At 66.8% G+C, this 13,088-nt stretch carries 10 protein-coding genes; 4 read left to right on the forward strand and 6 right to left on the reverse strand.

The features are described from left to right. Nucleotides 1–75 precede the first annotated feature (75 nt). The 5 genes from AB0L58_RS35500 to AB0L58_RS35520 all read right to left on the reverse strand — a co-directional run bounded on the left by AB0L58_RS35500 (nucleotide 76) and on the right by AB0L58_RS35520 (nucleotide 7,110). Nucleotides 76–1,584: a carboxyl transferase domain-containing protein gene (locus AB0L58_RS35500; RefSeq protein ID WP_364394166.1), complete on the reverse strand. Its 1,509-nt coding sequence runs from the start codon at nucleotides 1,582–1,584 to the stop codon at nucleotides 76–78. Nucleotides 1,585–1,676: 92 nt separating this feature from the next. Further along, nucleotides 1,677–2,279: an ATP/GTP-binding protein gene (locus AB0L58_RS35505; protein WP_174414979.1), complete on the reverse strand. Its 603-nt coding sequence runs from the start codon at nucleotides 2,277–2,279 to the stop codon at nucleotides 1,677–1,679. Then, the gene (locus tag AB0L58_RS35510) at nucleotides 2,260–2,634 is read right to left on the reverse strand and encodes a DUF742 domain-containing protein (RefSeq protein WP_040686485.1); all 375 of its coding nucleotides are present in this window, start codon (nucleotides 2,632–2,634) and stop codon (nucleotides 2,260–2,262) included. The genes AB0L58_RS35505 and AB0L58_RS35510 overlap by 20 nt, the downstream gene beginning before the upstream one ends. A gap of 7 nt (nucleotides 2,635–2,641) precedes the next feature. After that, the gene (locus AB0L58_RS35515) at nucleotides 2,642–3,055 is read right to left on the reverse strand and encodes a roadblock/LC7 domain-containing protein (protein ID WP_011207200.1); all 414 of its coding nucleotides are present in this window, start codon (nucleotides 3,053–3,055) and stop codon (nucleotides 2,642–2,644) included. Then, the gene (locus AB0L58_RS35520) at nucleotides 3,052–7,110 is read right to left on the reverse strand and encodes an ATP-binding protein (RefSeq protein ID WP_364394168.1); all 4,059 of its coding nucleotides are present in this window, start codon (nucleotides 7,108–7,110) and stop codon (nucleotides 3,052–3,054) included. The genes AB0L58_RS35515 and AB0L58_RS35520 overlap by 4 nt, the downstream gene beginning before the upstream one ends. A 319-nt stretch (nucleotides 7,111–7,429) precedes the next feature. Between AB0L58_RS35520 and AB0L58_RS35525 the strand changes: the two genes are divergently transcribed. From AB0L58_RS35525 to AB0L58_RS35540, 4 genes are all read left to right on the forward strand, one after another. Then, entirely contained in the window at nucleotides 7,430–9,469 is a 2,040-nt protein-coding gene (locus AB0L58_RS35525) for an AMP-binding protein (protein ID WP_364394170.1), read from the forward strand. Nucleotides 9,470–9,615: 146 nt separating this feature from the next. Continuing rightward, a complete protein-coding gene (locus AB0L58_RS35530) occupies nucleotides 9,616–10,002 on the forward strand; it encodes a hemophore-related protein (RefSeq protein ID WP_364394172.1) in 387 nt (128 codons plus the stop codon). A 47-nt stretch (nucleotides 10,003–10,049) separates the two neighbouring features. After that, nucleotides 10,050–10,766 carry a response regulator transcription factor gene (locus AB0L58_RS35535; RefSeq protein WP_364394174.1) on the forward strand — a complete coding sequence of 239 codons (717 nt, stop codon included), beginning with the start codon at nucleotides 10,050–10,052 and terminating at the stop codon, nucleotides 10,764–10,766. Between the two features lie 7 nt (nucleotides 10,767–10,773). Next, nucleotides 10,774–12,162, forward strand: coding sequence for a HAMP domain-containing sensor histidine kinase (locus tag AB0L58_RS35540; RefSeq protein ID WP_364394176.1), 1,389 nt, complete (start codon nucleotides 10,774–10,776; stop codon nucleotides 12,160–12,162). A gap of 82 nt (nucleotides 12,163–12,244) precedes the next feature. On the opposite strand, the gene AB0L58_RS35545 is transcribed toward AB0L58_RS35540, so the two are convergent. Continuing rightward, a complete protein-coding gene (locus AB0L58_RS35545; RefSeq protein ID WP_364394179.1) occupies nucleotides 12,245–13,075 on the reverse strand; it encodes an LppX_LprAFG lipoprotein in 831 nt (276 codons plus the stop codon). Nucleotides 13,076–13,088: the final 13 nt, after the last annotated feature.

Genomic DNA, 13,088 nt, shown 5'->3' on the forward strand with positions numbered 1-13,088 from the left:
TCAACGAGGCCCCCTGGTGTGTTGACCACTGGTTTGCCGAATTCGAATGCGTTTGTGCTGGTTACCGCGGGTAGATCAAGGCTCGGGGAGGCCGAGGCGGCGGTATCGGATATGGCGGGACGCCCGGATTTCGGCCAGCGGACGGGTACGCAGCCCGGTCAGTTCGTCGGCGATGGCGGCGACCATGCGGCGGGCGAAATCAACCGGTTCGTCGGCGGCGTCCGGCGATTCCGGGACGATGCGGTCGACGACACCATCGGCGAGCAGGTCGGTCGCGCGGATGCCCTGTGCTTGCGCCAGCTCGGGGGCATGGGCGGTATCGCGGTAGACGATGGCGCTCGCGCCTTCCGGCGGCAACGGCGCGAGCCAGCTGTGGGTGGCGGCCAGCACACGATCGGCGGGAAGCAGGGCCAATGCGCCGCCGCCGGTGCCCTGACCGAGCAGGACCGAGACGGTCGGAGTATCCAGCGTCACCAGATCGGCTATGCAGCGGGCGATTTCGGGGGCGAGCCCACGCTCCTCGGCCTCCTTCGACAAGGCCGCACCGACCGTATCGATCACCAGAACCAGCGGCAGCCGCAATTCCTGGGCCAGCGCCATACTGCGCCGGGCCTCACGCAATGCGGCGGGGCCCATGGTGTGCTCACCCTGCTGCCCCTTCCGGTCGTGGCCGAACACAATGCACGGCTGTCCACGAAAGCGAGCCAGCGCGTGCACGATGGTGCGATCGGATTCACCCTGACCGGTGCCGCTGAGCGGAACACGTTGCGTCACATGGCGTAACAGATCACGAATGCCGGGCCGTCCTGGACGGCGCGAGATCCGAACCGATTCCCAGGCCGCAACATCCGCGGTCACATTCGCGCTCGCCGGGACCGGTGCGGCCCGACCAGATTCCGCCGCAACAGGATCGGGCACACCACCGAGCACGCTCAACGCACGATGCGCGATGCGGCGAAATACCGGAACCGGCAGCACCCCGTCGATCACGCCGCTGCGGTACAGATTCTCCGCGACCTGCACGCCCTCCGGAAAATCCCTGCCGTACAGCGCTTTATAGACGCGCGGGCCGAGAAAGCCGATGAGTGCGCCGGGTTCGGCGAAGGTGATGTGCCCCAACGAACCCCAGGACGCGAAGACGCCGCCCATCGTGGGATTGCGCAGATAGACCAGGTACGGATGTCCGGCCGCCTTGTGCACGGCGACCGCACCCGCGATCTTCACCATCTGCACGAAAGCGACTGTGCCCTCCTGCATTCTGGTGCCGCCGGAGGTCGGTGACGCGACCAGGGGCAGACCGAGTTCGGTGGCTCGCTCGACCGCCGAGACGATGCGCTCGGCCGCGGCCACCCCGATCGAACCCGCCAGAAATCCGAACTCGCAGGCGATTATGGCCACGCGTCGACCACGCAGCAGACCTTCGCCGGTCAGCACCGCTTCATCGGCACCGGCCGCCAGCTCGGCCTTGCGTAGATCCTCGCGATACCGCGGGGATGCGGCCACCGTCACCGGTGGCCGGTCCCAGCTGATAAACGAGTCCGAGTCGAGCAGTTGCCCGAGCAACTCCCGCGCCGAAGTCCTCATCGAGCGAGCTTAGGGCGATGGCAGCCGGCGGAGCCGGCGGGGTGGGTAAGCCAAGCCACTCGATTCGGGGCCGATGCGGTAGGCGCGAACGCTCAGTAGCCCTGCATGACCTTGCGCAGTGCGTACTCGGTGAGCGAGACCAGCGCCTGCTTGGCCGGCTCGCGACGACGGGCGTCGATGGACAGGATCGGCACATCCGCAGGCACCGCGAGTGCCTGGCGGATGTCCTCGATCGGATACCGCGGTGCGTCGTCGAATTCGTTGAGCGCAACCAGGAACGGTAGATTGCGCGCTTCGAAGTAGTCGACGGCCGCGAAGCTGTCCTCGAGTCTGCGGGTATCGACGAGCACCACGGCGCCGATGGCGCCGCGGATCAAGTCGTCCCACATGAACCAGAAGCGATACTGGCCCGGCGTACCGAACAGGTACAGCACCAGATCGTCGGCGAGGCTGATCCGGCCGAAGTCCATCGCCACTGTGGTGGTCGACTTCATCGGAATACCGGTCAGATTGTCGATTCCGGTACTGGCATTGGTCACCAATGCCTCGGTGCGCAGCGGAACGATCTCCGAGACGGCACCCACCAACGTGGTCTTACCGACACCGAAGCCGCCAGCGACCACGATCTTTGCCGAAGTTGGTTTGCTGGTGCGGGTATCGACCTGTGCCGTCGAATCAAATACGCCGGAGTCCACTGAGAACCCTTTCGATCAGCTCGCGACGTTCATCGTCGCTGGAATCGTCTTTCAAAGTCGCCGAAACTCGCACATGCCCGGCCTCGATGAGGTCGGCCACGAGCACGCGGGCCACCCCGATGGGGATACCCAAACGTGCTGCCACTTCAGCAACGGACGGCGATTCTCTGCACAACTCCACGATGGACGTCTCGATGTTGGTCAGTTCGAACTGCCGCTCCAGGGCGACCGGATGCGATGCGACAAGCGCCTCCAACGCCAACTCGACCGCGGGCCTGGTACGGCCCGCAGTCAAGGAGTATGGGCGAACGAGACTCGGCTCGGCGCTTCCCATGCGGTGATCGTCTATGTCCATCCCACCATCAGGAACCCATCGTGACGCGTGGCGTGGCCTGCACCGTCTGGCCAACACGCTCGACCAACAGGGCCATTTCGTAGCCCACCTGGCCGATATCGCAGGAAGTATTGGTCAGCACCGCGAGATACGAGCCGTCGCCGACTGCCATGAGTAGCAGGTAGCCGTGCTCCATCTCGACCACCGACTGCAGCACGGTGCCGCCTTCGAATAGGTTCGAAACGCCTACCGAGAGGCTGGCCAGTCCGGCGGTAACAGCCGAGAGCTGCTCGGCACGGTCCACCGGCAGCTGCGCGCTCGCCGCCATGAGTAGGCCGTCAGCCGAGACCAGAACGGCATGAGCTACGCCAGGAACCTCGTTGGCGAAGTTCGAAACCAGCCAATCCAGCTGACGATTCGTACCACCTAGATCGGGGTTCATCGGTCTCCTTTATCTCCGGTTAAGTTCATTGCCTTCATTGCGCGGCCATCCCGGACGCCCTGCTGGTGACGACTCAAGCTGGACCTGATCGTTTCTGGATCGCGACGCGGCGCGCGATCGGCGTTGCCGGTGACACCGCCGGGGACCAGCCTCCCGCCCGGATTGCGTTGGGGCAACCCGGCGGCCGTCTTTGTTTCGGTCTGGGCCTCGCTGGCGCGGCGAGCCGCCTGCCAGCCCTCGTCGCCCGGTGATTCGAAGGAGGCGGCCACCTGGGACCGGTCCGAATTCGGATCCGAGAGCCACGCCGACATCATTTCGGCAAAAATCGGTGTCCCGCCCATGACCGAATCGGTGTCGACCGCGGGCTGCAACCTGGTCTGGAAGAACGACGCCGCCTTCTCCGGATCGGGCTTGAAGCTGTGTCGACCCGGGTCGCGCGGTGTGGTCGCCGCCCCGCTCTCGGACAGCGCGGGTGTCGCACCGCTGGCCGCCGGCTGGGCCGCACCACGATCGCGTCGTGGCAGACCGACACCTGGGGGAACTTCCTTGCGCGGCAGTACGGTCGCGCCCGGATCACGTTGGGGCAGAGCGGAGGCTCCCGTCTCCCGCTGCGGAAGACTGTCGCGCGACGGTAGCAGACCGTCGCGCTGACGCGGGCTGCTCGGTGTCGGTGTACCCGCCTGACGCTGTGGCAGACCGCTCGGGGCCTCCCGCTGCGGCAAACCGCCCGCTGGCGACTGACGCTGCGGCAGACCGGTGGCACCCGACTCACGCTGCGGCAGACCATTCGAGGCCGAATCCCGCTGCGGCAGACCACCCAGAGCATCACGCTGGGGCAGACCACCGGTGCTCTCACGCTGCGGCAAACCACCCAGGGGATCACGCTGGGGCAGACCACCGGTGCTCTCACGCTGCGGCAAACCACCCAGAGCATCACGCTGCGGCAGACCACCGGATGCGGAATCCCGCTGCGGCAAGCTCGAACCGGTATCCCGCGGCGGGATGCCGGTCAGACCGGACTCGCGCTGCGGCAGACCATTCGATGCGGAATCCCGTTGCGGCAAACCGCCCGTGCTCCCACGCTGCGGCAAACCGCCGGTGGGTTCCCGCTGCGGCAGCCCACCAGAGCTCTCACGCTGCGGCAAACCGCCAGTGGGTTCCCGCTGCGGGAAACTGTCCAACGGATCACGCAACGGATCACGCTGCGGCCGACCGCCAGTGCTTTCCCGCTGCGGCAAGCCACCCAAAGCATCGCGCTGCGGCAGGCCACCTGTGCTCTCCCGCTGCGGCAGACCGTTCGACGTTTCCCGCTGCGGCAGACCGTTCGACGTTTCCCGCTGCGGCAGACCGTTCGACGTTTCCCGCTGCGGCAGACCGTTGGCGGGCGACTGACGCTGCGGCAGACCGGGGGTCGCCCCCGGCTCCCGCTGCGGCAGCCCACCGGCAGCCGAATCCCGCTGCGGCAATCCGCCCGAACCAGCCTCACGCTGCGGCAGGCTCGAACCGGTATCGCGCGGCGGCACGCCGCCGGCACCCGGTTCACGTTGCGGCAGGCCGTTCAGCCCCGACGCACGCTGCGGCAGCCCGCCCGAACCCTCACGCTGCGGCACACCACTGGTGCCCGGCTGACGCTGCGGCAGACCCACACCGGGCTGACCGCCCTCCGGCGGCGGCGCGCCATTCGTGCCCGCCTGACGCTGTGGCAGCCCACCGGAATTCAGATTCCGCGGCGGCAGACCACCACCGGAAACCGTCGGCTCGGCGCCCGGCCGACTCGGCGGCGGACCGCCCGAAGTGACATTGCGCCTCGGCAGATTCGCCGCGGCGAGCTTGCCGCGCTGCGGACCAGTCGGCGCCTGTCCGGCCGATGGCCGCAGGGTCGGATTCGGCTGCGCGGTGTCCTGACGCAGTCCGGAGGCACCCGAGGCCATGGTCGAGCCGGGTGAGCGCTGCGGCAGCCCGCCTGCCGCCGCCGGAATCGGACCACTGCTCGCGGCCGGTGCCGGACTGCTCGTCGGAATCGGTCCACTGACACCGGGATCGACGGTGACCATGACATTGCCACCAGGCGTCCTGGTGACCGCACGCGTCTGCATAGCCGCCGCGGCCGACGGCCGTTTCGGAGCGGCCGCAGCGACCTGCGGTGCCGCCTGCGGCATCGCGGTGGTCTGGCCCTGTCCGAGCACGATCAGACCGGCCGGAACCTGCACGGTGACCGTGACGCCGGGATCCCGCGCGGTGTCGAAGGTCGGGCGCAGGCGCACGGTGAGTCCGTGCCGCTCGGCCAGTCGGCCCACCACGAAGAGACCCATGTGGCGCGCGGTATCCGCACCGGGTTCGGCAGTCTGCTCGAGCCGCCGGTTGATATCGGCCATTTCGCTGGGCGGCATACCGATGCCACGGTCCGCGACCTCGATGAGCATGCCCTGATCGTGTCCGTGCGCGAAGGTGAACTTCACATCGGTCTCCGGCGGCGACGCGCGTAGCGCGTTGTCCAATAGCTCGGCGAACAGGTGCGCCATATCCGAGGCGGCGGGCTCGACCAGCGAACCGCGCGGTGTCGCACCGAGCTTTACGCGTTCGTAGTCCTCGACCTCGGAGATCGCCGCACGCAGCACGTCCGCGATCTCGACCGGCGCGGACTTGCTGCGCCGCTGCCGGGTACCGGCGAGAATCAGCAGGTTGTCACCGTTACGGCGCATACGAGCCGCGAGATGGTCCAGCCGGAACAGGTTTTCCAGCAGGCGTGGATCCTTCTCGTCGTATTCCATCGCCTCGATCAAGCTGAGCTGATGGTCGACGAGCGACTTGGAGCGCCGGGCCAGGGTTTCGAACATGTCGTTGACCTGGGCACGCATCTGCGCCTGGTCACTGGCCAAACGCAGGGCCTGGCCGTGGATATCGTCGACGGCGCGAGCCAACTGACCGATTTCCTCATGACTGCGGATCGGCATCGGCTCCAACGGCACATCCTCGGGGGACGCGCCGTTACGAAGCTGGGCGACCTCATGCGGCAGATCGCTCTCGGCCACGCGCAGCGCGGCCAGCCGCAACCGGTGCAGCGGCACGATCATCGAGCGCGCCACGAAGACCGCGAGCAACAGCGCGGCGAGAATGGTCGCGATGACGACCGCGGTGTAAGTCCATGCGCCGGTATTGGCGTTGGACACCAGCGAACTCATCGCCGAGTCGATGTCCTTGGTGGACTTGTTGACCACGCGCTCGTAGACATCGAGGCTGCCGGTGAGCGAGTTCTTCAGATCACCGACCGGGATCTTGCCGGACTGCGCCTCCGGGCTGGTCAGCAGCGAGATTCGGTTATCGATACCAGCCCGTAGATCGGCGATCGAGGTATCGCCGTCGGAAAAGCGGTGGGCGAGCACGTTGAGCATCGCCCGCTCGGTATTGGCCGAGGTGATCGCACTCTGCACGCCAGCCGCCGAACCGCGCAGCACCTCGGGGAAGGCGGCGACCTCGCCGACCAGCGCGTAACGAGTGTTCAACGAGTCGACCAGCCGCAGCTTCGCTTGTTCGATGGCCTGGTCGCTGACCTGGCCGACCGTGGACTCCACGATGTGCACACTGTCGTTGCGGACCCTGTCGATCGTCCCGATGACTTCGGCCGGGGTCTGCGTCGAGACGTTCTTGCCCTGGGCGCGCACCGCCTTGGCCTGGGTGATCATGTCTTCCAGCGACGCGCGCGCGCCGGCAACACCGTCGACCTTGCCGACCGACTGCTCGGCATCGGCGATGACCTTGTCGAGGTCGGCGAGGTTCTTGTCGGACACGATCGACACGTTCGGCATGATCGAAATCATTTGCGAACCGGCGGTCGTCGCCGTCTGCGCACTCAGCGCGGTGACGGCAGGAATCGCCTCGATGTTCTTCGCGGCGGCGTCCAGCCGGTTCGCCTCGGCGAACTCGGTGGTAATCCTGGACACGCCGAGCCCAACCGCGACTGCCAGCGGAACGGCCAGGACCGCCGTAACCTTCCAGCGCAGGTCCCAGTTGCCGAGCGCCCAGCGTTTGCTGCCGGACCTTGCGGCGTCACGCATCTCCCACTCACTTTCCAAACTGGCCCCAACCACGTGCCATCAGCGAACCTAGACAATCGCATGCTGGCTCGACAGGCAGAGCTGGCCGAGGAACTGCGGCTGGCCGAGAAATTGCGTCTACGACGGCCCAAATAAGTGACATCAGATTCTAACGGATCAATAACAGCTTGGGTGACGTTGAGTGTAGTTACGGTCCTTGACCTGCCGATAATTGACAAAACCAAAGGTCGCGGCACCCACCCGGGCGTCGCGTGAAGTCTGCCACAATCGTGCTGATCTATCGAGGCGGGCATAGAGGCGAGGCTAGGGAGTCACGGGATTGACGGAGTATCAGGCGTACCGGCCGGTCTATCAGACCAGCTTGGTCGATCCCGCGGAGTTCTGGGCCGAGGCGGCCGAGGCGATCGACTGGGTGACCCCGCCGACCCAGATCGTCGACACCACGGCACGCTCGATGGCCAGGTGGTTTCCGGACGCTCGCCTCAATACCTCCTTCAACGCCCTCGACCGGCATGTGCACGGCGGCGACACTACGGACGAGGCGAGCCGGGCCGGTCAGCCCGCCCTAATATACGACTCCGCTATGACCGGCACCAGAGCCGTTTTCACTTACGCCGAACTTCTCGCGAAGGTTGCCGAGTTCGCCGGTGCGATGGTGCGTTTGGGGGTCGGCACGGGTGACCGCGTGGTCATCTACCTGCCCATGATCCCCGAGGCGGTGATCGCCATGCTGGCCTGCGCCCGCATCGGCGCGGTGCATTCGGTGGTCTTCGGCGGCTTCGCCGCACCCGAGCTCGCCGCCCGCATCGACGATGCCGAACCTGTGTTGATCATCACTGCCTCGGGCGGCCTCGAACCGGGCCGAAAGATCGAATACCCGCCGATCGTGTTGCAGGCCCTGGACCTTGCCGAGACGAGCGCGCCCCGACACGTGATCGTCAAACAGCGGCAGCAATTTCCGACCATCCACTTCTCGGCACCGCAGCCCGCCACCGAATCACTGCCGAGTTCCACACAGACCGTCGCGGCCCAATGGCTCGATTGGGAAGACGCCGTCCGCGATGCGCAGCCCGCCGATCCGGTTCCGGTCGCCGCGACCGATCCGCTCTATATCCTCTACACCTCCGGCACCACCGGGAAGCCGAAGGGTGTGGTCCGCGACAACGGCGGGCACGCGGTCGCCCTGGCCTGGTCCATGCGCTACATCTACGACGTCGGGCCGGGCCAGGTGATGTGGGCCGCCTCGGATGTCGGCTGGGTCGTCGGACATTCGTACATCGTCTACGCGCCACTGCTCGTCGGTGCGACAACGCTGCTCTACGAAGGCAAACCGGTCGGTACGCCGGATGCGGGCGCACACTGGCGGGTGGTCGCCGAACACAACGTGCGCGTGCTGTTCACCGCGCCGACCGCGCTGCGCGCCATCCGGAAAGCCGATCCGGACGCCGTACTCGCCCACCGCCACGACCTGTCGTCGCTGCGCGCACTGTTCTGCGCCGGCGAACGCCTGGATCCGGCCACCTACGAATGGGCCAGCGCAACGCTGCTCGCGGATCGGCCCGACTGCCCGGTGGTGGACCACTGGTGGCAGACCGAAACCGGCTGGCCGATCTGCGCGAATCTGCTCGGCCTGCAGCAACTTCCGATCAAGGCGGGTTCGGCGTCGGTGCCGGTGCCCGGCTACCGGCTGCGGGTGCTCGATGCCGAGGGCAATCCGGTCGCACCGGGCACCGAGGGCAATATCGTCATCGGCCTGCCACTACCACCGGGCACACTAACCGGGCTATGGCGCGACGAAGACCGCTTCCAACGCTCCTATATGTCGGCGTTTCCCGGCCACTACCTCACCGGCGACTCCGGGTACTTCGATGATGACGGGTACCTCTATGTTCTCGGCCGCAGCGACGATGTGATCAATATGGCCGGGCACCGGCTGTCCGCGGGCAGCATCGAGGCCGCCATCGCCGGACACGAGGCCGTCGCCGAATGCGCGGTGATCGGCCTGCCCGACGAACTCAAGGGCCAGCGGCCGATCGCCTATGTAGTGCTCAAATCCGGCGTCGAGATCGATGCGGACCGGCTCCGCGACGAACTGATCGCCAGGGTGCGCGAGCAGATCGGCGCGATCGCCACCTTGCACGACGCCGTCGTCGTCTCCGCACTGCCCAAGACCAGATCGGGCAAAATCCTGCGCAAGACGATCCGTCAGATCACCGCGGGCGATACCTACGAGGTCCCGTCCACCATCGAAGATGCCTCGGTGCTCGCCGCACTGGAGGTACAGATCCGGGCCAGCCGTCCCCAGGCGTCCGGCCCGGAAGTCGTTGCACCCAACGGCGATCCGATCGCGCCGTCATAACTTTGCGATCGCCTTTCGTTTCACTCCTTAGGAAATCCTCAGGAATAGTTCACACCTGTGCCAGTGCCGGGCAATAGCGTCTACAACGCTGGATCCACAGCATCGAACGAAGACGCAGCACCCCCTGGAACATCTGGAGGCACACCATGAAGCTCTTCCGCAGTCGCCCGGCCGCCGCCGCCCTCACCGCGGGCGGCATGGCCAGCGTGGCCGTGTTGCTCTCCCCGGCCATCGCGGCCGCGGATCCGATGACACTGGCCGGGCCACTGCTGACCTCCGACTGCACCTTCGCGCAGGTCGATGCGGCGCTGCACGCCAAGGCCCCGCAGCTGGCGGCCATGCTCGATGCGAATCCGACCCAGAAGGCCGAACTGCAGCGCAAGTTCGACCAGCCGGTCGAACAGCGTCGTGCCGAACTCCAGGCCGCCATCGACGAGAACCCGGGCGCCGCCAAGGACGCCGAGAACGACCCGCGGGCCGGCGGGTTGGCCGAGACGATCCGCACCGTGGCCGAAACCTGCCACAGCTACTGACGGCACACCCGGCTTGCTGACCGACTCGAGCGACACGTGCCTGCACAATGAGTGATGTGAGCGAGCGGAGCGCGAACCCGACCGTCCTTGTCGTCGACGATGACGAGGACGTGCTCGCGTCGGTCGAGCGCGGCCTGCGCCTGTCGGGCTTCCAGGTGCGGGTCGCCCGCGACGGTGCCGAAGCACTGCGCAGCGTGACCGAGCGGGCACCCGACGCGGTGGTGCTCGATATGAATATGCCGCTGCTCGATGGTGCGGGCGTGGTGACGGCGCTGCGCGCCCTTGGCAATGAAGTCCCGATCTGCGTGCTCAGCGCCCGCGCCTCGGTCGACGACCGGATCTCCGGATTGGAATCCGGCGCCGACGACTATCTGACCAAGCCGTTCGTCCTCGCCGAACTGGTGGCGCGGATCAAGGCGTTACTGCGCCGTCGTTCGGACGTCCCCGCCCCGGCCACGCCGGGAGCGATTGCGGTCGGCCCGCTGGAGGTCGACGTCGCCGGATACCGCGCACTGTTGAACGGCCGCGAAATCGAGCTCACCAAGCGCGAATTCGAACTGCTGTCCACCCTGGCCCGCAATGCGGGTGTGGTGCTGAGCCGCGAGCGGCTCCTGGAACTGGTGTGGGGCTACGACTTCGCCGCCGACACCAATGTGGTCGATGTCTTCGTCGGATACCTGCGGCGCAAGCTGGAGGTCGAGGGCACACCACGGCTGCTGCACACGGTCCGCGGCGTCGGATTCGTGCTGCGAGCACCCAAGTGAGTTGGCGATGACGCCGCCGATCCCTTCCAGCACAGCGACTCCCAGGAAACGACGGCGACGCACCTTTTCGCTTCGCACCCGGGTGGCCGGTGCGGCCGCGGTCGGCGCGATCATCATCGTCACGATCATCGGCGTGATCTCCTCACGGGCCATCGAACGCAACAACCTGGCTCAGACCGACCAGCAGCTGACCATCGCCTCGCGATTGGTACTCATCGATTCGGTACTGGCCGTCGGCGTACTCGGACTGGTCGGTCCGACCTACGACATGGCGGTGACGGTCCGCGACAACAACACGATCGTGGCGAGCACGCCGATCCGCCTGCCCGAACAGCCGATCGGATCGCATACCGTCACGGTGAACGGCACCCCGTTCCGCATACTCACCACCACCGAGAACCAACCCGCGGGACGCGTCGTTTCCCTTGGCATTCCGGCCACCGACGCGGCCCGCACCACCGCCGAGCAACAGCGTTGGGTCCTGGCCGGAGCCGGGCTGGCGATCGCCACGGCCGCCGGACTCGGCTGGTTACTCGCGGGGCGCGCGGTGCGCCCGATCGTCGATCTCACCCGACAGGTCGGCGCGCGCAGTGGCTACCGCGATCCGGACAATCCACAGCCGCCGGTCGACGGCTCCGGGGTCCGGGAAGCGGAAAAGCTCGCCGAAGCGGTGAATACCCTGCTGCAACGGGTGGATCAGGCACAGGCCGAAACCGCCGCCGCACTGGAGACCGCACGCGATTTCGCCGCCGTCTCCGCCCACGAACTGCGCACTCCACTCACCGCCATGCGCACCGATCTCGAGGTGCTGCGCACCCTCGACCTGGACGAGGCGCAACGCGCCGAAATCCTCGCCGACGTGCAACGCAGCCAGGGCCGCGTGGAAACCACCTTGGCCGCGTTGGAACGTCTCGCCTCGGGCGACCTCACCCACGAACGCGATCACGTCGACACCGACGTCGGCGATCTGTGCGATCAAGCCGCTCACGATGCGATGCGGCACTTTCCGAGCCTGACCGTCCGCATCGATACCGACGCCGAACTGATCACCCGCGGCCTCCCCGCCGGACTGCGCCTGGCGGTCGACAACGCGCTGGCCAATTCCGTCAAGCACGGCCGCGCCACCGAGGCGGTCGTCTCGGCGCACCGAATCCCCAACGGGCACATAATGATCACCGTCGACGACAATGGCCGCGGTATCCCCATCGAAGAACGCACCGCCGTCTTCGAACGCTTCTTCCGCGGCAGCCAAGCCAGCAAAGGCGGCTCCGGCCTCGGCCTCGCCTTGGTGGCCCAACAGGCCCAATTACACGGCGGTCGAGCCTATTTCGATGACAGCCCACTCGGCGGTGTGCGCCTGGTCCTAGACCTTCCGGAGCGCCGAACCACCGTCTGAAACGCGAAAACCGGTCCGGGAGTGCGGAGTACGGCTGCTGCCACCGTCACTCGTTCCCAGACCGGTTCGCGATATCCGCGCCTTACTTCGGCGGTGCGGTGACCTTGACCGGCTTACCCCATGCCGACAGCGTCACCTTGATGGTGCCCGGATCCCGCTTCACAACGGCCTGAACCAGGTTCGGGCCGGTGCCCGGCGAGGCCGCCGTCGACGGCAGGGCCGACGCCGAACCCGACGGCGGCGCGACATCCGCGATCCACAGGGTGATCGGGAACGTGCCGGCCGGATCACCCGACTTGGGCACGATCGGATCGATGACCGTGGAGTCGATGGTTCCGGTCACCTTGACCGTGTCGGTGCCGTCGACCTTCTCGCGCCCCTCCACCTTCGGGTTCTTCACCTGGGCGATGAGGTTGGCCAGACCCTTGTCCTTGTCGAGGATGACGCCCGGATCGTAGATCTGTTCCGCCGGACCGATTTTGGCGTAGGCGGAGGAGCTACCGGTCTGCGCGTACATTTCCTTGTCGACGACCAGGAACTTGGCCTGGATGAAGTCGGCCTCGGGCTTGGTACGGACCTTCGCCTCACCGATCGCCTGACCGGCACCCTGCGGCTGGTTGGTCACATCGGCCGAAACACTTTCGACCGGAAGGGTCGTGAGGTTGTCCACCTTCAGATTCAAGTGCACGGCCTGCAGGGTCTGGGTGGTCCTTGCGGACTCCTGCACGATCTGCGCGGCATCGGGCAGCTGACCCGAGGGCGGCGCGGACGAGGTGGTCTTGGAATCGGAGCTGGAATCGCAGCCCGTCACCAGTGCAGCGAACATCGACGCCGCGACGACGGCGGGCACGAGTCCCGGTCGGCGAAATCGGATTCGGTGCGAGATGCGTGCTCGCGCTGTCAGATCACTCAATGTTCTGCCCCCA

It is taken from the genome of Nocardia sp. NPDC052112 (assembly GCF_040680135.1).
In the GTDB taxonomy this organism is placed as follows: Bacteria; Actinomycetota; Actinomycetes; order Mycobacteriales; family Mycobacteriaceae; genus Nocardia.